The 18356-nt window shown below is 64.7% G+C and carries 21 protein-coding genes; all 21 read left to right on the top strand.

What is annotated here, in order from left to right:
- Positions 1 to 2 precede the first annotated feature (2 nt).
- The 21 genes from OKW45_RS09665 (at position 3) to OKW45_RS09565 (ending at position 18354) form a co-directional block, all read left to right on the top strand.
- On the top strand, positions 3 to 494 hold the full coding sequence (locus tag OKW45_RS09665; protein ID WP_429467581.1) for a phage terminase small subunit P27 family: 492 nt from the start codon (positions 3 to 5) through the stop codon (positions 492 to 494).
- The gene (locus OKW45_RS09660; protein WP_429467578.1) at positions 451 to 2193 is read left to right on the top strand and encodes a terminase large subunit; all 1743 of its coding nucleotides are present in this window, start codon (positions 451 to 453) and stop codon (positions 2191 to 2193) included. The genes OKW45_RS09665 and OKW45_RS09660 overlap by 44 nt, the downstream gene beginning before the upstream one ends.
- A 17-nt stretch (positions 2194 to 2210) precedes the next feature.
- Complete coding sequence (locus OKW45_RS09655; RefSeq protein ID WP_429467575.1) at positions 2211 to 2402, top strand: hypothetical protein; 192 nt, start codon at positions 2211 to 2213, stop codon at positions 2400 to 2402.
- Positions 2403 to 2576: 174 nt separating this feature from the next.
- On the top strand, positions 2577 to 3191 hold the full coding sequence (locus tag OKW45_RS09650; RefSeq protein ID WP_429467572.1) for an HK97 family phage prohead protease: 615 nt from the start codon (positions 2577 to 2579) through the stop codon (positions 3189 to 3191).
- Positions 3154 to 4605, top strand: coding sequence for a phage major capsid protein (locus tag OKW45_RS09645; protein ID WP_429467570.1), 1452 nt, complete (start codon positions 3154 to 3156; stop codon positions 4603 to 4605). The genes OKW45_RS09650 and OKW45_RS09645 overlap by 38 nt, the downstream gene beginning before the upstream one ends.
- Before the next feature lie 52 nt (positions 4606 to 4657).
- On the top strand, positions 4658 to 4816 hold the full coding sequence (locus OKW45_RS09640) for a hypothetical protein (RefSeq protein ID WP_429467568.1): 159 nt from the start codon (positions 4658 to 4660) through the stop codon (positions 4814 to 4816).
- A 7-nt stretch (positions 4817 to 4823) separates the two neighbouring features.
- On the top strand, positions 4824 to 6173 hold the full coding sequence (locus OKW45_RS09635) for a phage portal protein (RefSeq protein ID WP_429467565.1): 1350 nt from the start codon (positions 4824 to 4826) through the stop codon (positions 6171 to 6173).
- Complete coding sequence (locus OKW45_RS09630; RefSeq protein WP_429467563.1) at positions 6166 to 7281, top strand: hypothetical protein; 1116 nt, start codon at positions 6166 to 6168, stop codon at positions 7279 to 7281. The genes OKW45_RS09635 and OKW45_RS09630 overlap by 8 nt, the downstream gene beginning before the upstream one ends.
- Positions 7278 to 7577 carry a head-tail connector protein gene (locus tag OKW45_RS09625; RefSeq protein ID WP_429467560.1) on the top strand — a complete coding sequence of 100 codons (300 nt, stop codon included), beginning with the start codon at positions 7278 to 7280 and terminating at the stop codon, positions 7575 to 7577. Before OKW45_RS09630 ends, OKW45_RS09625 begins: the two co-directional genes overlap by 4 nt.
- Complete coding sequence (locus OKW45_RS09620) at positions 7574 to 7933, top strand: phage head closure protein (protein WP_429467558.1); 360 nt, start codon at positions 7574 to 7576, stop codon at positions 7931 to 7933. The genes OKW45_RS09625 and OKW45_RS09620 overlap by 4 nt, the downstream gene beginning before the upstream one ends.
- Positions 7930 to 8451, top strand: a complete 522-nt coding sequence (locus tag OKW45_RS09615; protein ID WP_429467556.1) for an HK97-gp10 family putative phage morphogenesis protein — start codon at positions 7930 to 7932, stop codon at positions 8449 to 8451. Before OKW45_RS09620 ends, OKW45_RS09615 begins: the two co-directional genes overlap by 4 nt.
- A complete protein-coding gene (gene gp17, locus OKW45_RS09610) occupies positions 8448 to 8804 on the top strand; it encodes a tail completion protein gp17 (protein WP_429467554.1) in 357 nt (118 codons plus the stop codon). Before OKW45_RS09615 ends, gp17 begins: the two co-directional genes overlap by 4 nt.
- Positions 8801 to 9808, top strand: coding sequence for a phage tail tube protein (locus OKW45_RS09605; RefSeq protein ID WP_429467552.1), 1008 nt, complete (start codon positions 8801 to 8803; stop codon positions 9806 to 9808). The genes gp17 and OKW45_RS09605 overlap by 4 nt, the downstream gene beginning before the upstream one ends.
- The gene (locus OKW45_RS09600; protein ID WP_429467550.1) at positions 9801 to 10145 is read left to right on the top strand and encodes a hypothetical protein; all 345 of its coding nucleotides are present in this window, start codon (positions 9801 to 9803) and stop codon (positions 10143 to 10145) included. The genes OKW45_RS09605 and OKW45_RS09600 overlap by 8 nt, the downstream gene beginning before the upstream one ends.
- Positions 10142 to 10318, top strand: coding sequence for a hypothetical protein (locus OKW45_RS09595; protein WP_429467549.1), 177 nt, complete (start codon positions 10142 to 10144; stop codon positions 10316 to 10318). The genes OKW45_RS09600 and OKW45_RS09595 overlap by 4 nt, the downstream gene beginning before the upstream one ends.
- A gap of 13 nt (positions 10319 to 10331) precedes the next feature.
- Entirely contained in the window at positions 10332 to 12482 is a 2151-nt protein-coding gene (locus OKW45_RS09590; RefSeq protein WP_429467547.1) for a hypothetical protein, read from the top strand.
- Positions 12483 to 12494: 12 nt separating this feature from the next.
- The gene (locus tag OKW45_RS09585; protein ID WP_429467545.1) at positions 12495 to 12980 is read left to right on the top strand and encodes a phage tail protein; all 486 of its coding nucleotides are present in this window, start codon (positions 12495 to 12497) and stop codon (positions 12978 to 12980) included.
- A 12-nt stretch (positions 12981 to 12992) separates the two neighbouring features.
- Positions 12993 to 13691 (top strand): phage minor tail protein L, encoded by a 699-nt coding sequence (locus OKW45_RS09580; protein WP_429467544.1) that lies wholly within the window; start codon positions 12993 to 12995, stop codon positions 13689 to 13691.
- A gap of 7 nt (positions 13692 to 13698) precedes the next feature.
- Positions 13699 to 14454, top strand: a complete 756-nt coding sequence (locus OKW45_RS09575; protein WP_429467541.1) for a C40 family peptidase — start codon at positions 13699 to 13701, stop codon at positions 14452 to 14454.
- Position 14455: 1 nt separating this feature from the next.
- Complete coding sequence (locus OKW45_RS09570) at positions 14456 to 15019, top strand: tail assembly protein (RefSeq protein WP_429467539.1); 564 nt, start codon at positions 14456 to 14458, stop codon at positions 15017 to 15019.
- Positions 15019 to 18354 (top strand): TipJ family phage tail tip protein, encoded by a 3336-nt coding sequence (locus OKW45_RS09565; RefSeq protein ID WP_429467537.1) that lies wholly within the window; start codon positions 15019 to 15021, stop codon positions 18352 to 18354. The genes OKW45_RS09570 and OKW45_RS09565 overlap by 1 nt, the downstream gene beginning before the upstream one ends.
- Positions 18355 to 18356: the final 2 nt, after the last annotated feature.

Genomic DNA, 18356 nt, shown 5'->3' with positions numbered 1-18356 from the left:
CCATGACGACGACCGGCGGACGCAAGCGGGTGCCGACCGCACTGAAGCTGATCAGGGGCAACCCCGGCAGACGGCCGGTGAACACGAACGAGCCGAAGCCGGCGAAGACACCGCCGCCAGCACCAGCGCATCTCGACGCGCGGGCGCGCGCCGAATGGGACCGGCTCGTGCCCGAACTGTTCGCGGCGGGCCTGCTGACCAGCATCGACGGCGCGGCGCTCGCCGCGTACTGCAACGCGTTTTCGCGCTGGGCTGAAGCCGAGGAAGCGCTTGCGAAAATGCGCGCGCGCGACGAGCTCACCAGTGCACTGATGATCAAGACGAAAAGCGGCAACGCGATACAGAACCCGCTAGTCGGCACGTCGAATCGCGCGATGCTGCTCATGTGCCGCTTCGCCGCCGAGTTCGGTATGACTCCCGCCGCTCGCGCGCGACTTGCAGCGCTTCCGTATGAAAGCCACCCGAACGACGACAGGAAGGAAAGCTACTTCTGACCGGGTGACGCGCTATGCACAGCGGGTCGTCGATGCGCGGATCGTCGCGGGTCCGCATGTGCGCGCTGCCTGCGCGCGACACCTTGACGACCTGAAGCATGGACACCGGCGCGGTCTCTTGTGGAACGTCGAAGCGGCGCGACGCGCGATCAACTACTTCGGCGACGTGCTGCGTCTGAACGGTGGCGACTTCGAGGGCCTGCCGTTCGTACTGCTCGACTGGCAGGCGTTTATCGTCGGCTCGCTGTTCGGCTGGAAGCGTCGCGACGGCTCGCGCCGTTTTCGCGAGGCCTATGTCGAGAGCGGCAAGGGTTCGGGCAAGTCGCCGCTCGCGGCCGGCATCGGACTCTACATGCTTACGTCCGACGACGAGATGCGCGCCGAGGTCTACGCAGCGGCGACGCGTCGCGATCAGGCGATGGTGCTGTTCCGCGACGCCGTCGCGATGGTTGACCTCTCGCCCGAACTGACGCAACGGCTGCTGAAGTCAGGGCGCGGCGAGCGCTGCTATAACCTCGCCTATCTCGCCAAGGGCTCGTTCTTTCGCCCGATTGCGAGCGACAGCAGCGGGCAGAGCGGACCGCGCCCGCACTGCGCGCTGATCGACGAGGTGCACGAGCACCGGGACCGTACGGTAATCGACATCATGCAGGCTGGCAAGAAGGGACGCCGCCACCCGCTGATCTTCCAGATCACCAATTCGGGCTTCGACCGCACGAGCCTGTGTTACGAGAAGCACGAATACGGCGCGAAGATTTGCGCGCGTACGCTCGATGACGATGCGTTCTTTGCCTATATCTGCGCGCTCGACGAGGGCGAGGACCCGCTGAAGGAGAAGCGCTGCTGGATCAAGGCCAATCCGTCGCTCGGCGTGACCATCCAGAAAAGCTACCTCGAGGAACAGGTCCGGCAGGCGCGCGGGATGCCATCGCTCGAATCGACGGTGCGCCGCCTGAATTTCTGCGAATGGGTCGATGCCGACAATCCGTGGATTACCGGCGATATGTGGAAGTCGTGCGAGACAGACGACCTGACGCTCGACGACTTCAAGGGCTCGGTCGTCTATGGCGGTCTCGACCTGTCGGGCCTGCGCGACCTGACTGCGCTCGCGGTGGCACGCCGCAACGATGACGGCTCGGTCGATGCGTTCGTCGAATTCTGGACGCCTGAAGACACGATGCGCGAGCGCGCCCGGCACGACCATGTACCGTACGACGCGTGGGTGCGTCAGGGCTACCTGTTCGCGACGCCGGGCAAGGTCATCCGGTACGAATACGCCGTGAAGCGGCTGGCCGAACTGATGGACATCGCGCAGTTCGAAGGCATCGCGTACGACTCGTATCGCATCCGCTACTTCATGGATGAACTCGAAGCCGCGGCGCTGACGCTAAACATGGTGCCGCACGCGCAGGGCTTCTACCGGGCGTCGGAGTCGGGCCTGTGGATGTGCCGCTCGATCGAACTGATCGAACAGCTGATCTTCGAAAAAAAGCTGCGCGTCATGTTCAATCCGTGCCTGCGCTGGAACGTCTCGTGTGCGGTGATCGAGTCGGACGCGAAGAACAATCGCATGTTCCGCAAGCGCAAGGAAACCGGGCGGCGCATTGACGGGATCGTCGCGCTGACGATGGCAATCGGACTGGCGCTCGACAAGACCGCCAGCACGCGCGAGCCCGAGTACCAGATGTTCTTTCTCTAGCAGCACAGGGGGCAATCATGCCACTCAGACAAGGCTACAGCCGCAGGTCGGTCAGCGCGAATATCCGCACCGAACGGCGTGCGGGCTACTCGCAGAAACAGTCCGTCGCTATCGCGCTGAACGTAGCGCGCAAGGCAGCACGCAAGGCACTTCGCGCCGGCACACACAGCAGGGCCGCGAAGCGGGCAGCACGCTTCTACAAGCGATGAAGCCAACCGATCGGCCCTGTCTGCTAACGGAAAAAGAAAAGGGAGCCGAAGCTCCCTTTCCCCGTACTGCCTGCCTTGCCAGTCCGGTCCCGGCCAAGCCCCGCCATAACGATCCACGCCCGACCTGCCGGATTCGCCATTCTACCGCGTCGCGGTTCTGAAGGAGAAAGAACTATGGAACGTGCCTACTCGCTGCTGACGATCCGCAGCGCCGACAATGATGCTCGCGTGATCGAGGGCACTGCTACAACGCCTTCGGCTGACCGTTACGGCGACATCGTGGTTTCGACGGGCGCGGTTTTCAAATGCCCGCTTGCTCTGCTTTGGCAGCATCGACACGACCAGCCGATTGGTCAGGTCGAATTCGCGCAAGTCACTGAGACTGGTATTCCGTTCAGTGCGACCATCGCGAGGGTCGATGAGCCCGGTACGCTGAAGGACCGCCTCGATGAAGCATGGCAGTCGATCAGAGCCGGGTTGGTGCGTGGCATCAGCATCGGTTTCAGGCCGCTCGAATACTCGATGATGGATAACGGCGGCATCCGCTACCTGTCATGGGAATGGGTCGAATTGTCTGCCGTCACCGTTCCCGCCAACGCTGAAGCAACGATTAACGTTATCCGCAGTATCGACACGACCACCCGCGCCGCGCTCGGCATCGGTGGCGGTCATGTCGTGCATCTGAAACAGAGCCCCGCGCGCGTCGGCGCAACCCCGTTTGTGATCCGCACCATTTACAGGAGTCAGGATCATGAAGCCGACAATCGCGGAGCAGATCGCGGCGTTTGAAGCGCGGCGCGTACAGTCAGCAGCACGCATGGCCGAACTGATGGAACTGGCCGGCACTGAAGGCGCGACGCTCGACGCCGCACAGCAGGAAGAATTCGACACGCTCGAACTCGACATCAAGGCTATTGATGGACACATCCGGCGGCTCAAGCTCGTCGAGTCGCAGGCCGTGGCAAACGCAACGCCGGTCAACGGCGAGAACACGCAGCAACGCGGCACGCAGATGCGCGCCGTGGATACCTCGCCGGTTATTTCGATCCGGCGCAACCTGCCACCCGGCACCGCGTTCGCGCGCTATGCAATGGCGATTGCCCGCTCGCGCGGCAATCTGATGCAGGCCGCGGAACTCGCGGCCGGCTGGCACGACTCGACGCCGGAAGTGGAAACCGTGCTGCGCGCAGCGGTCGCGGTCGGCACGACCACCGATCCGACGTGGGCCGGACCGCTCGTGGACTATCAGACGATGGCGGGCGAGTTTATCGAACTGCTGCGGCCGGCGACGATCATCGGGCGCATCACGGGCTTTCGCAACGTCCCGTTCAACGTGAAGATGCCCGCGCAGACCACCGCCAGCACCGCGCAATGGGTCGGCGAGGGTCAGCCGAAGCCGGTCAGCTCGCTCGGCTTCGAACTCATCTCGCTCGGCTTCGCGAAGGTCGCGGGCATTGTGGCGATGACCGAGGAACTGGTGCGCTTCTCGAATCCATCGGCCGAGGCACGCGTGCGCGATGACCTGATCGAGACCATCGCGGAATTTCTCGACCATGACTTTGTAGACCCGGCCAAGGCTGAAGTGCCGAACGTGTCCCCGGCGTCGATCACGAACGGCGCGCCGAGCATCGCGGCGAGCGGCACTGATACCGCTGCGCTGAAGGCCGATATCCGCGCGCTGTTCGCGAAGTTCATCAATTCGAACCTCTCGATTGCCGGGTCGGTGTGGATCATGGACCCGGTTATGGCGCTGTCGATCAGCATGATCCAGAACCCGCTCGGTCAGGCGGAATTCCCCGGCATCAACATGAACGGCGGGATTTTCATGGGCCTGCCGGTGATCGTCTCGACCAACATGCCGAACATCATCATCCTCGTGACGCCGCGCGAAATCCTGATGGCCGACGATGGGGGCGTGACGATCGACGTGTCGCGCGAAGCCTCGCTCCAGATGGACAGCGCGCCGAGCGGCAACGGCCATAACCTCGTTTCGCTCTGGCAACAGAACCTCGTGGCGCTGCGCGCCGAGCGGTTCATCAACTGGCGTCGTCGCCGCGCCGATGCCGTGGCCTATATCACTGACGCGAACTACGGCGCACCGGCCACCTCGGGCGGTGGTGGAGATGGCGGCGGTAGCGGAGGCGAAGGGCTGACCAGCAGCCGTTCGCGCTCGCGGCCGCCTTCGTCATCGACGGGCGCGTGACCCGAAGGGGAGGGCACCCGCCTGCCCCCTTTTCCGTTGTAAGAGGACTAACGTGAAAACGCGCAAGGAACCGCCAGCGCCGAAGCGCCGCCGCCAGCCGGCGCGCAAACAGAGGCGCGAGGAAACGGCGCACGACGACACGGCGCACGATGATCCGCAGCCGGCACAGAAGGGCCGCTACAAGCGTCGCGACATGCGCGCCGAGCGGTAGGCACACCATGCGCATTCTCGGGCTGGAGATTACCCGCGCCGCGCCGCGCGCGACGACCGCGCAGAACCTGACTCCCGTCAACACGCCCGGTGGCGGTGGCTGGTGGCCGCTGATCATCCGCGAGCCGTTTTCAGGCGCATGGCAGAAGAATGTCGAGCTGCGACCGGAAACGCTGCTCGCATTCCATGCGGTCTATGCGTGTATCACGCTGATCAGCGCCGATATCGGCAAGCTCGCCATTAACCTGACGCGCCATGACAGTCACGATATCTGGTCCGTCATCGAGAGTCCGGCCTTCTCGCCAGTGCTGCGCAAGCCGAACCACTACCAGACGCGCATCCAGTTTGTCGAGAACTGGATCATGTCGAAGCTCACGCGCGGCAACACCTATGCGCTGAAGGAGCGCGACGCACGCAATGTGGTCACGGGCCTTCACGTACTGGACCCAACGCTCGTCACGCCGATGGTCACGGAAACTGGCGAGGTGTACTACCAGTTAGGCAATGACCGGCTGCCCGACATCGGAAGCGATGTGACGGTCCCGGCGTCCGAGATCATCCACGACCGGATGAACTGCCTGTTTCATCCGCTGGTGGGCACGTCGCCGCTGTTCGCGTGCGCGCTCGCCGCACGGCAGGGGCTCGCGATCCAGAACAACTCGGCCTCGTTCTTCGAGAACGGCGCGCAACCGGGCGGCATTCTCGTCGCACCCGGCTCGATCAGTGACGCGACCGCCAACCGCCTGAAGGAACAGTGGGAGGAAAAGTTCGGGGGTCCGAATCGCGGCCGGCTGGCGGTCCTCGGTGACGGCCTGAAGTACGAAGCGCTGACCATGAACGCGGTCGATGCGCAGACCATCGAGCAACTGAAGATGACGGCCGAGATCGTCTGTTCAGTCTTTCACGTGCCGCTCTACATGATCGGACTCGCCTCGCCGACCTACAACAACATCGAAGCGCTGTCGCAGAACTACTATTCGCAGTGCCTGCAATCGCTGATCGAGTCGCTTGAACTGTGTCTCGACGAAGGCCTCGCGCTACCCGGCGACCTGCGTACTGAAATGGACCTCGACGGACTGCTGCGCATGGACGGCGCGACGCTGATGAAGACCCTGCGCGAAGGTGTCGCGGGTGGCTTCGTCGAGCCGAACCACGCGCGCCGCAAGCTGAACCTGCCGCCCGTCGCGGGCGGGCAAACGCCCTACATGCAGCAGCAGAACTACTCGCTCGCCGCGCTCGATGCGCGCGACAGCACGGCGGCCGCCGCGCCGCCACCGACCGATCTGGCCGGCACGCTTGCGGCGATGCGGGCGGGCCATCAACAGAAGCGTCAACTGATGACGGCAAGCCATGAATGAACCTGATCATGATGTGCTGGCGCGTGCCGCTGGCGTGCTGATCGCCGAGGAAGTGCCGCGCGAGGTCGAGCGTGCGCTGCGGCCGGTCCATGCGCGAATCGCGGAACTCGATCGGCGCGAACCGGCGCGCGGTGATCGTGGCGAACGTGGCGAGCAAGGCGAACGCGGTGAGCCGGGTGAACGTGGCGAACCGGGGCCGAAGGGCGAACCGGGCGAACGTGGCGATGCGGGCGAGCGCGGTGAACGTGGCGAACGCGGCGAAGCGGGTGAGCGTGGCGAACCGGGGCCGAAGGGCGAACCGGGCGAACGTGGCGATGCGGGCGAGCGCGGTGAACCTGGCGAGCGCGGCGAAGCGGGTGAGCGTGGCGAACCGGGGCCGAAGGGCGAACCGGGCGAACGTGGCGATGCGGGCGAGCGCGGTGAACGTGGCGAGCGCGGCGAAGCGGGTGAGCGTGGCGAACCGGGGCCGAAGGGCGAACCGGGCGAACGTGGCGATGTGGGCGAGTGCGGTGAACGTGGCGAGCGCGGCGAAGCGGGTGAGCGTGGCGAACCGGGGCCGAAGGGCGAACCGGGCGAACGCGGTGAACCGGGCGGGCGTGGCGAGCGCGGTGCAGATGGCCGCGACGGCAAGGATGGGCGGGACGGCAAGGATGGCCGCGACGGTACGTCCGGCGCTGACGGCCGCGATGCGTTGGATCTCGATGTGCTGCCTGCGATCGACTTCGGCCGCATCTACGCGCGCGGCACGCTGGCCAGTCACGACGGCGGCCTGTGGCGGGCATATGCGAATACGGACGGCCAACACGGCTGGGGCTGCATCGTCGAAGGACTCGCGGAGCTGACGGTCGAGCCCGAAGGCGAGCGGACCGTGGCCGTGTCGGTGCGGCTCTCGGGCGGGAAGTCCGAACGCCATGTCCTTGCGTTCCCGGTGCTGATCTATCGCGGCGTGTGGTCGGGCGAGCGCGCCTATGAACCGGGCGACACGGTGACGTGGGCGGGTTCGCTCTGGCATTGCAACGCGCCGACCACCGGCAAGCCCGACAGCGATCCGAATGCCTGGACACTCGCGACGAAGCGGGGACGCGATGGCAGGGACGCACAGCCATGAACCTGATCACGATAGACGAAGCTCGGGCGCACGCGCGCATCGATGGCGACGTGATGGACGCCGCGCTCGCGCTCGCGGTCGCCGCCGCCAATGCGTCGGTCTGGAACTACCTGAAGCGCGCCGAGCCGTATCCCGACGACGCGATCCCGGCGGATGTGAAGATGGCCGCGCTGCTGATGGCGGGCAACTTCATCCGCGACCCGGACGCCGCCGAAGCGGCAAACTGGACACAGGGCTATCTGCCGTGGCCCGTCATCAACATCCTGTATCCGTACCGCGATCCGGCGATGTCATGAGAAAGACGACCGGCATCAGGGCAGGCCCGCTGATCCACCGCGTCAGGATCGAGGCTCCCGTGGTGGGGATGGACAACAGCAACGCGCCGGCCGTGAAGGCGTGGCGGGAAGTCGCGACCGTCTACGCCGCGATCGAATCGCTGTCGGGCCGCGAATGGCTGGCGTCGTCCGAGTTCCGCTCGGACGTCACGACCCGTATCCGCATCCGCTGGCGCGAGGATATCGACGCGTCGATGCGGGTCCTGCATCACGCCACGATCTATCGTATCGACGCCGTGCTGCCGCAGCATCAGGGCCGCTCCGAAGTGTTCCTGTTGTGCAGCACCGGCGCAGTCACTGAAGGGGGCCAACCGTGAATGTTTTCGTGAATGAGGTTCAGGGGCTGAAGGAACTCGGTGACTTCCTGAAGAAGCTGCCGGGCGAGATGGAATCGAAGATGCTGCGCGCTTCACTGATGGCTGCCTCTAAGCCGATCATGGACAAGGCCCGCGAGAACGCGCGGGCGATCAGCGAGCGCAACACGAGCGGCTACGCGGTCGGCATCCTTCAGGAAGGCATCGTGCGCTCTCGCGTGCGGCCGGATCGCACCGTTCACGCGGTACGCGTCGACGTGAAGCTGAGGAAAGTGCGCGGACGCCCGACCATGTTCTTCAGCCGCAGCGGCGAGCGGGTCTACAAGAAGCAGGGCAGTGATCCGTTCTACGGGCGCTTCCTCGAATTTGGCACGTCGCGCTCGCCGGCGCAGCCGTGGCTCAAACCCGCTGCCGAAGCGCGCCACAGCGAAGCCGATCACGCGATGCGCAAGCGCCTGACGCAGCAGGTCAAACGCCACGCGAAGGCGAACGGCGTGAGGTTCGAGCCGGGTACGACATGACCGAAGCCGCGCTGTTCAGCCTGATCGAAAAAGCCCTCCCTGCAAGGGCTTTTTTCATTCTGGCACCGATGGCCGTACGCGAGCCGTACCTGATCCTGACGCGCGTTTCGCTGGTGCCGCAGAACACGCTCTGCGGCTATGCGCACATAGCCCGCGTGAGCTACCGGCTGGACAGCTATGCGCTCACGCGCGCCGAGGCGCTGGACAACCTCGCTCGCGCGATTGCCAGCCTGCGTGCGAGCGGCGACCCGCCCACCTTTGAAAACCAGCAGGACATGTACGAGGAAGGCACGCGCATCCACCGCGTGACCGTTGAACTGATCACGTGGTTTGAACCGGAGGTGAAGCCATGAGCCATGCCAATGAAGCTATCAGCGCGCAGAACACGAAGATGTACCTCGAAGACCCGAACGCCGCGCCGCAGGCAACCGGGACGGTCGTCACCGTGTCGCGGTCTGAACCGGCGACCGCGATCTTCGACAGCGTGAGCGCACTCAGTAACGGCGACCCGGTGCTGATCATGGGGACGGGCTGGGCATCCATCGACGGCCAGACGTGGGTCGTGCAGGAATTGAACCGCGAGACGCGCGCCGCGAAGCTCGCCAACAGCAATACGGGTCGCGAGACGGCCGACGCGCAGGCCGGCGCATGGCGGCTGAATGCGTTCGTGGACGTGTGCGCCGTGACCTATACGATCACGCCAACCGCCGCCGCCGAGATCGATTCGACGACCTTGTGCGACGAAAAGAAGACCTCGCTGCTCGGGTTCCGCGATCCCGGCACGCTCACCTTCGACTTCTTCATCAACCCGGTCTCGCCGCAGACGCGCGCGCTCGACGAAGCGTACGACGATGGCGAGCGGCGCATGTTCCAGATCATTTACCGCAACGGCGCGGTGCGTACGCTTCCGGTGCAGGTGCAGACCGTGACCGAAACGGGCGGCGTCGATCAGGCGATTCAGGGCAGCGCGACGCTGCGTATCGTCGGCGCGGCGGTCCTCACGCTGCCTGACCTGTTCGGCGACGAAGGTTCGGAATACGACCTGATCATTCAGGCCAATCCGTCCTTCGGCACGGCACCGCTCACGGTGACGCTGCTTATCGCCGAACAGGGCAACACGGCCTCGGCGTTCCTCGTCGATTGGGGCGATGAAACCACGCCGCAATCGATCACGACCAACACGGCGACGCATACCTACAGCGAGCCCGGTCAGTTCCGCGTACGGGTCACGCCGACCGTGCAGGGCTATCAGACCGCGCCGTTCTACGGGCCGATGGTCTATGTGAACGCGGGCGAGGCTGCGACCGAGACCACCAGCAGCGAGACGAGCGGCAATGCGGGGGCGACGTATGAATGACATGCAGAAACCGGCCGGTCTGCCGCTGTTCACGCTGGCGACGCAGACCGAGAAGCTGAAGACCGAGCACTTCGGCACGGTGACGGTCAGCGAACTGCCCGTGCCGCTGCTTACGAAGTTCTTCGAACGGCACGGCGAGAAAAAGGACCCGGTACGGATGGGCTATGCGCTGATCTGCGAATGCGTGACCGGCGAACACGGCGAGCGCTTCACGATGGCGAGCATCGACGCGCTGCCGGGCCGCGCAATGCGTGACCTCACCCAAATGATCGATGCCGCGCAGCGCGTGAACGGCTTCACGCAGGACGCGGTGGAAAAAGCCTCGCCGCTCCCGTGACGCGCCTCGTCTTTGCGGTCGCTTCACACCTGCACATGACGGCGGGGGCGGTGATGGCGTCGATGGGCGCGCACGAGCTTTTCTGCTGGCACTACCTGCTCACGCAGGACACGCGCGCGGCACCGCGCGGCGCGCAGCTGTCGGTGGAGGACGAGATCAACGCGTGGCAATGAGAGATAGCACATCATGGCTTCAGCCGGGACACTGATCTTCGAACTCGCCGCGAACGTTTCACGTCTGCGCACCGACATGCAGCGCGCGCAGGCCGAGATGAAGAAGTCGCTCGAAAGCATTGCGCGCACCAGTGCGGTGACGGCCGCGAAGATGGGGCTCGACTTCGCGACCTCGTTCGCCCGCTCGTTCGCCAGTGCGATCGCGACCGGCAACGAACAGACCGTGGCGATGGCGCGTCTTGCCGAGCGCTTCGGCACCACGACCGAAGCGATCTCGACGCTCGACTATGTGGCGCGGCAGTCGAATATCTCGACGGACGCGCTTGCCGGGTCGATGCGCAACCTCGCCAAGACGATGATCGATGCGCAGAACCCGGCATCGACGCAGGCGGCAGCGCTGCGCGCAATCGGCCTGAGCGTCGATGAACTTCGCGCGAAGGACCCGGCGCAGGCGATGGCCGACATTGCAGACGCGATGTCGGGCTTCGCGGATGGAGCCGACAAGGTAGCGGTCGCGCGGGCGATTTTCGGCAAGACCGGCGATGAACTGATTCCGATGCTGAATCAGGGCGGCGAAGCCTTCCGCAGCATGGAGGAACGGGCCAAGGCGCTTGGGATCGCCGTGTCGGATGATGCGGCACGCGCAGCGATCGAATTCGATGCGAAGCTCACCGACCTGAAGGTAATCGTTGATGGGCTGAAGCGGTCGCTGGCGGCCGAACTGAATCCGACCATTTCCGCCTTTGCCGATTGGGCGATCAACGCCGCACAGGAAGGCGGTGCATTGCAGACCGTGTTGCAGGGCATTGCGTACGCGGCCAATGTTGCGGCGAAAGCGTTCGTGGGCTTCACGGGCCTTGCCGTAGGTGCATCGAACACGTGGAATAACTTCAAGGACACGCTTTCAAAAGTCGGCAAGTCGAAGGAGGAAATGGCTGTCATTGACGCGCGCATGGCAGCGCGCGCCGAGGATACACGTCGCGCGATGGATCAGGCGGCCGACGCGCAGACGAAAATCCAGAAGGCCTACGAGGAAGGCACCAGGGGCTTGCAGCAGCACGGCACGACCACGGCCGCGACCACGAAGAAAACGCTCGACTTCAAGGCTGCGCAGGACAAGGCGGCGAAGTCAACGAAGACCGCGAAGGCGGCAGTCGATGAATACGCGAAGGCGATGCAGTCGCTGCAGGAGGAATTGCGGCGCGTACAGGCCGCGGGCGATTCGACGCTGCTGCTGCTGAGCGACCCGAAGTTCCTGCAATTCTCGACGCAGCAGCAGCAGGCGCTGCTCGCCGTGCGTGAACAGATCGATGCACTCACGCGCGCGCAGCAGGCCGAAAGCGAGGAACACGAACGCGCGAAGCGGGCATGGGCCGACCTGCAATCGATGATCGATTCGAACGCGCAGCAGGTTGATGGCTGGGTGCAGACGCAACTCGATGCGATCGACCCGACGCGCGAATTCCACCGCGAACTCGACCTGCTGAATGCGGCGTTCGACGAGGGCGCCATCGTCGGCGATGAGTATCACGCGATCCTCGGCAACATCATCGCCCGCTTCGATGAATCGGTGAACAGGCTGGACCCGCTCAAGCAGCAGACCGAAGATCTCACCCGCGCCATCGAGCAGTTCGGGCGCAACTCGGCCGACATGTTCGTTGACTGGATCAGCGGCGCGGATAACAGCAGCAAGTCCTTCGGCGAGATGACTGCCTCGATCCTGCGCGACATGGCAAAGATGCTTATGTACAAGCAGGTGATGGAGCCGCTATTTGACTGGTTCGGCAAGCTCAGTGGCGGCGGCAGCAGTGGTGGGCTGTTCGGCCTGATCGGCGGTCTGTTCGGTCGCAGTGCAGCGGCCGAACCGCTGCCCTATGCCGGCCAGCGCATGGCGGGCGGGCCGGTGCTGCCGGGGCATCTGTATCGCGTGAATGAATCGCCATTCGCGCGGGAGTTTTTCTCACCGGGCGTACCCGGCCGCGTCGACAGCATCCGCAACGACAACGGCGTGAATGTCTCGATCACCGTCAACGCGCAGACCGGCGCAACGGAAGTGCAGGGCGCGACGGCCGACGCGATCGAACTCGGCAAGCGCATGGCGACAGTCGCGCGGCAGGTCATCGCCGACGAGCGTCGCGCGGGCGGTCTGCTCGCGGCATCGTAGGGAGTCCACATCATGCCGATAGTCGATCCCGCCGACATGCGGGTCTATGTCAATCCGGTGTGGTGGGCGAATCGTGAAGCACCGCATGAAACCGTCACCGAGCGGGAATGGGTGCGGCGCATCGAGGCGGCAGCAGCCGGGCGCGTGGCGGGTGCCACGTTCGACTGGTGTCCGACCTCATGCAGCGGTGATGTTACGCCCGCCGTGATCGAAACCCCGTTCGGTGACGGCTACAGGCAGCGCAGACCGGCCGGATTGCGCACGAAGTTTGCCAACTGGCAACTCGAGTTTGCCAACCGTGAACTCACTGTCGCGCACGCCATCCTGAACTGGCTGAGCGCCCGGAACGGCGTGGATATCTTTAACTGGAGCCCGCCGCGCGAGGCGCGCGTACTGGACGTCTACTGTCCGGAATTCTCGTGGACGTATGGCGACCTGGTCGCCGATGGCTCCCGCTCGATGTCGGTCAGTGCGACCTTCGTCGAGGCGTACGCGTGAAGGGGAACGGCGATGCTGATCCACGGCGCGGCACAGGAACTCAGTCCCGGTGCGGTCATCGAACTGTTCCAGCTCGACCTGACCGAACTCGGCGGCGAAGTGGTGCAGTTTCACGCGGGCACCAATGACCTGCCGATACCCGGCTCGGTCGCGTGGCGGGGTGCGTATTACGAGCGCTACCCGGTGAAGGCGACCGGCTTCGAGTACCGGGCGCAGGGCACGTTACCCCGGCCGGTGTTCACGGCCAGCAACGTCATCGGCGTGATCTCGGCGATGTGCCGTATCTATGGAGATCTGGTCGGAGCACGCGTGATCCGCAGGCGCACGCTCGCGCGCTTTCTCGACGCGGTGAACTTCGTGGGCGGCAATCCGACTGCGGACCCGAACGAAGCCTTTCCCGATGAAATCTGGTACGTGAACCAGAAGACCCGCGAGGACTTCGAAGTCGTCGAATTCGAACTGGCGACGAAGATGGATGTCGAGGGTGTGCAGCTTCCGCGCCGTCAGGTGATCCGCAATCACTGTCCGTGGCGCTATCGCGGCGACGGCTGCGGCTACGGCGGGCCACCCGTGGCCGATATCAACGACATTCCGACCGGCGATCCGGCGAACGATGTCTGCGGCAAGCGGCTCTCGTCCTGCCGGATGCGCTTCGGCAATTACGGATGGCTGCCGTTTGGCGGCTTTCCCGGCGCGAGCCAGTACCGGTGAGGCGACCATGCACGACTTCGCGCCCGTCCTTCCGCTGATCAGGATTCACGCTGCAGCGGAAGCGCCGCGCGAGTGCTGCGGGATCGTCGTCAGACAGACCGATGGCACGCTGAACTACATCGCGTGCCGCAACACGGCGAGCGAGCGCGATGTGTTCCGCATCGATCCCGCCGACGCCGCGCGCGCCGAGGATACGGGCGAACTGGTGGCCTATGCGCACTCGCACGTCTATACGCCACCGATGCCCACCGACGCCGACCGCGTGTACATGGCAGAAACGGGCGTGCCGTGGATCATCGTCAATCACCCGACCGGTAGCTTCACGATCAACTACCCGGCCCCGTTCGTGGCTCCGCTCGAAGGCCGGAAATTCGTTCACGGCGTGCACGACTGCTACGCGATCATCCGCGACCACTACGCGACGGTGCTGGGCATCACGCTCGCCGACTATCCGCGCGTATGGGGCTGGTGGGAGAACTTCGACCTGCCCGACATCTACCGCGAGAACTTCGCGCGTGAGGGCTTCGTGTCGATCCATGAAGGCGCGCTCGATGTCGAGGCGCTGCGCAGGCTCAAACCTCATGACGTAATCCTGTTCCGCATCCGCGCGCCCCGCGACAACCATGCGGGCGTCTATGTGGGCGAGAACTTCATGATCCACCACCTGATCGATGAACTGTCACGCCGCGAACTGCTCGGCGAGTTCTACCAGCGGCGCGCGCGCGCAATCCTGCGGCACCGCAGCCTGATGGAAGGAGGATGACATGCTGACGGTCGTCTTTTACGGCGCCCTGCGGCGTAACTTCGGCAAGCGCTACACGCTCGACGTTCACAGTCCGAAGGAAGCGCTGCACGCGCTGCTGTTGCAGATCGGCGGCGTGCGCGAGTACTTCAGCGAACACGGCGCGCAGTCGTTTCTCGTGCGCGGTCCCCATCAGGACTACGACGAACACGACATCGACTATCCGCAGTCGTCGGGCGTCCTGAAAGTCGTGCCCATCGTCGAAGGCGCGGGCGCATTCGGCAAGATTCTCGGCGGCATCTTCATCGCGGCTATCGGGCTGGTGTTTCCGCCCGGTGCGCTGACTACTGCCGTGATTGGCTTCGGCGCATCGCTCGCGCTCTCGGGTCTCGCGGAACTGCTCGCGCCGCGTGCGAGGGCGACGGCGACGCCCGAAGCGGCCGACAACCAGCCGAGTCTTGCCTTTGATGGCGCGGTCAACACGATGGGTCAGGGCGGGCCGGTGCCGCTCGGTTACGGGCGCATGCGGGTCGGCTCCCAGGTTATCTCCGTCGGCTTCTCGTCCAATAACGAACGGGTCGTCTGATGCACGCCCTGCCTGTTCCGGTCGCTGGCGCGGGTGGTATCGGCGGCGGCAAGGGCGGCGGTGGAAGCGGCCAGCGCTCGCCGCAGGAGTCGCCCGACTCCTTGCGCTCGACACAGTACGCGCGCGTCATCAACCTGATCTGCGAGGGCGAGATCGAGGGCATCGTCGGCGGCGCACAGGGCATCTACATCGAGGACACGCCGCTACAGAATCCGGATGGCTCGTGGAACTTCACCGGCGCGGCGGTCGAGTGGCGCAACGGCCTGCCGTGGCAGGCCCCGATTCCCGGCTTCTCGTCGGTCGAGTCGGAAATCTCGGTCGGCGTGACCGTACGGCAACTCGCGCCGGTTACGCGCACGGTCAGCAATCCCAACATCGATGCAGTGCGCGTGACGGTCGGCTTTCCGTCGCTGTCGTCCACCGATACAGGATCCGGTGACGTGCGCGGCGCATCGGTCGATGTGTGGATCGAGGTACAGGTGAACGGCGGCGGTTTCCAGCGCCTGATGCTCGACACGGTTGAGGGCAAGACGACGAGCCGCTACCAGCGCTCGTATCTGGTCAACCTGTCCGCCCGCTGGGGGACCGGGCCGAACCAGTACGATATCCGCGTCGGTCGCGGCACCAACGATTCGACCACCGTCTATCTCGTCGATGCGTTCCAGTGGGAAACCATGACCGAGATTGTGAACAACAATCTCGTCTATCCGTACTCGGCGATCTGCGGCGTGCAGGTCGATGCCGGAACGTTCCGCTCGATCCCGAAGCTCGCCTTCGACGTGAAGATGCGGCGGATTCAGGTCCCGTCGAACTACAACCCGGTGACGCGCGAGTATTACGGCGTGTGGGACGGGACGTTCCAGATCGCCTGGACCGACAATCCCGCGTGGATCATGTATGACCTCGTGACCAGCGAACGGGTCGGGCTTGGCAACTGGATCGCGCCGCACCTGTGCGACAAGTGGAACCTGTACACCATCAGCCGCTACTGCGATGAACTGGTGCCCAACGGTGTCGGCGGCAGCGAGCCGCGTTATACCTGCAACGTCTATCTCCAGACGCGCGAGGATGCGATCAGCCTGCTTCAGCAGTTCGCCGCGATCTTCAACGGCCTGATCATGTGGAACGCCGGGGCGATGACGTTCATGGCCGACATGCCCGGCAATCCGCTCTATGCGTACACGCCCGCGAATGTGGTGGACGGACGTTTCACCTACAAGGGCACGCCGCTCAACCAGCGGCACACGGTCGCGCTGGTGACGTGGAATAACCCGGCCAACCAGTACCAGCAGGAGATCGAGTACGTTGAGGATCAGGATGCGGTGCGGCGCTGGGGTATCCGCGATACGCCGGTCAGCGCGCTCGGGTGCACGTCACGCGGGCAGGCGCATCGCATTGGACGATGGATACTGCTGACCGAACAGTGGCTGGCCGAGACGGTCGTCTTCAGCACGGGATTGCAGGGCACCTTCGTTCGGCCGGGGCATCACTTCCTGACGACCGATCCGGTGCGCGCCGGCAACCGCGCTGGCGGCCGTATCGTGGCTGCCGCAGCGAACTGGGTGCAGCTTGACGCACCGTATGAATTCCGGCCGGGCCTGTCGTACGGCCTGAGTGTGATGCTGCCCGATGGCACGATTCAGAGCGCGGCCATCATCACGCCGATGGGCGCGAGCGACAGCGTGACGATCACCGAGGTATTCCGGCAGACGCCGCAGCGCAACGCGATCTGGGCTATCTCCGCAAGCGACGCGCTCAACGAGACATGGCGCTGTATCTCGTGCGTCGAGGACGAGGACGGCAACGTCGAGATTCAGGGCGTCGCGCATCGCAATGACAAGTTCCTTGCGATCGAGCAGGGACTGCAACTCGCGCCACTGCCCACCGGCATCATGAATCCGTTCTTTGTCGGCCCGCCGACCGAACTGCGCGTCACCGAAAGCCTGTACCAGATCAGTCCGGTCGTGGTCGGCGCGCGGGCCACGTTCTCATGGCTCGCGCCGCTCGGTGCGATCCGCTTCGTTTTCAACTACACCGCGCCGGGCGATCCGCCCGTATGGAACGAAGCGTTGATGTCGTCGGTTGACATCGAGCCGACGCGACCGGGCATCTGGACCTTCAGCGTACAGGCAATCAACTCGCTGGGCCGCGTGAGTACGTGGGCCACGATCAGCGTCGAGATCGTCGCGCTGAACCGGCCGCCCGAAGACGTGCAGGACTTCCAGCTCGACATGTATAACGACGGCGCGAACCTGCGCTGGCGGCAGGCGGAAAACCTCGATGTGATCGTTGGCGGCCAGGTGGTGATCCGCTACAGCAACCGGCTCACGACTGAGGTCGTATGGGAGGAAGCGCGCGAGATCATCCGCTTCGCGGGTTCGCAGACTTCGGGTTTTGGTCCGCTGCTGCGTGGCACGTACCTCGCGAAGTTCGTCAACAGTTCCGGCCGCGCCTCATGGAATCCGGCCTACGTGATCAGCACGACCGGGCCGCTGCGCGATTACAACCTGGTCGCCGAACGCATGCAAGAGCCGTACTTCGCCGGCCCCAGGACCAACCTCGTCGTGCGCTATGGCGCGCTGCACTTCGACCTCGATCCTGACGGGTTCGCGGTCTCGACGGACGCGCGCTATGGCTTCGTGCCGTCGCCATCGGTTGACATGGGCAGGGTCTACACGGTGCGCGTATCAACGACCATCGAAGGCGCGATGTACGGCCTGTTCGATTCGGTCGACAAGTGGCCGGACTTCGATGCGCGGCTCGACGTGGACGGCATGAAGATCGACGAAGGCGGTGCGGAGATCGTGGTGCGCTTTACGAACGTCGATCCGGCCACCGCGCTGCCCGAGGACTGGTCGCCATGGCAACGGATCGTCGCGGCCGACCTGACGTTCCGGGCGTGCGACTTCAACATGATCGCGCACGTCCCGGATAACACGTGGGGGCTGGGTATCGTCGAACTCGGCGCGACGATCGATGTCCCTGACCGGCTGGAATCACAGAACAACGTGCCGATCCCGGCTGCTGTGACCGTGATCAACTTCGCGGTGCCGTTCAAGGAGACGCCCGCGATTGCCATCATCGCGCAGGGCCTTCAGACGGGCGACTGGTGGACGGTCTTTGCACAGTCAGCGTACGGCTTTGCGATCGTGTTCCAGAACGCGGCCAACGCGTTCATCCCCAGAACGTGCGACTGGATCGCGCGCGGTTACGGATACGAACACCGGGACCTCGAAGGCCTCGGGTATTCGAAGATGCACGGCATCACGCCCGAACTCGCGCGCGAGCGCAGGCTGATCGGCGAGGCGGGTTTCCATCCGGTGATGACGGAGTAACA

The organism is Paraburkholderia lebeckiae (genome assembly GCF_050436225.1).
In the GTDB taxonomy this organism is placed as follows: Bacteria; Pseudomonadota; Gammaproteobacteria; order Burkholderiales; family Burkholderiaceae; genus Paraburkholderia; species Paraburkholderia tuberum.
Note: the sequence above shows the minus strand (reverse complement) of the source record. Positions and strands in the feature narration are given on the sequence as shown.

Excerpts from the sequence above, each read along its gene's own strand:
- OKW45_RS09630 (WP_429467563.1), top strand. The coding sequence starts at position 6,166 with ATGAATGAACCTGATCATGATGTGCTGGCGCGTGCCGCTGGCGTGCTG.
- OKW45_RS09650 (WP_429467572.1), top strand. The coding sequence starts at position 2,577 with ATGGAACGTGCCTACTCGCTGCTGACGATCCGCAGCGCCGACAATGAT.
- OKW45_RS09655 (WP_429467575.1), top strand. The coding sequence starts at position 2,211 with ATGCCACTCAGACAAGGCTACAGCCGCAGGTCGGTCAGCGCGAATATC.
- OKW45_RS09635 (WP_429467565.1), top strand. The coding sequence starts at position 4,824 with ATGCGCATTCTCGGGCTGGAGATTACCCGCGCCGCGCCGCGCGCGACG.
- OKW45_RS09570 (WP_429467539.1), top strand. The coding sequence starts at position 14,456 with ATGCTGACGGTCGTCTTTTACGGCGCCCTGCGGCGTAACTTCGGCAAG.
- OKW45_RS09585 (WP_429467545.1), top strand. The coding sequence starts at position 12,495 with ATGCCGATAGTCGATCCCGCCGACATGCGGGTCTATGTCAATCCGGTG.
- gp17 (WP_429467554.1), top strand. The coding sequence starts at position 8,448 with ATGACCGAAGCCGCGCTGTTCAGCCTGATCGAAAAAGCCCTCCCTGCA.
- OKW45_RS09605 (WP_429467552.1), top strand. The coding sequence starts at position 8,801 with ATGAGCCATGCCAATGAAGCTATCAGCGCGCAGAACACGAAGATGTAC.
- OKW45_RS09575 (WP_429467541.1), top strand. The coding sequence starts at position 13,699 with ATGCACGACTTCGCGCCCGTCCTTCCGCTGATCAGGATTCACGCTGCA.
- OKW45_RS09625 (WP_429467560.1), top strand. The coding sequence starts at position 7,278 with ATGAACCTGATCACGATAGACGAAGCTCGGGCGCACGCGCGCATCGAT.
- OKW45_RS09580 (WP_429467544.1), top strand. The coding sequence starts at position 12,993 with ATGCTGATCCACGGCGCGGCACAGGAACTCAGTCCCGGTGCGGTCATC.
- OKW45_RS09590 (WP_429467547.1), top strand. The coding sequence starts at position 10,332 with ATGGCTTCAGCCGGGACACTGATCTTCGAACTCGCCGCGAACGTTTCA.
- OKW45_RS09665 (WP_429467581.1), top strand. The coding sequence starts at position 3 with ATGACGACGACCGGCGGACGCAAGCGGGTGCCGACCGCACTGAAGCTG.
- OKW45_RS09620 (WP_429467558.1), top strand. The coding sequence starts at position 7,574 with ATGAGAAAGACGACCGGCATCAGGGCAGGCCCGCTGATCCACCGCGTC.
- OKW45_RS09600 (WP_429467550.1), top strand. The coding sequence starts at position 9,801 with ATGAATGACATGCAGAAACCGGCCGGTCTGCCGCTGTTCACGCTGGCG.
- OKW45_RS09645 (WP_429467570.1), top strand. The coding sequence starts at position 3,154 with ATGAAGCCGACAATCGCGGAGCAGATCGCGGCGTTTGAAGCGCGGCGC.
- OKW45_RS09565 (WP_429467537.1), top strand. The coding sequence starts at position 15,019 with ATGCACGCCCTGCCTGTTCCGGTCGCTGGCGCGGGTGGTATCGGCGGC.
- OKW45_RS09660 (WP_429467578.1), top strand. The coding sequence starts at position 451 with ATGAAAGCCACCCGAACGACGACAGGAAGGAAAGCTACTTCTGACCGG.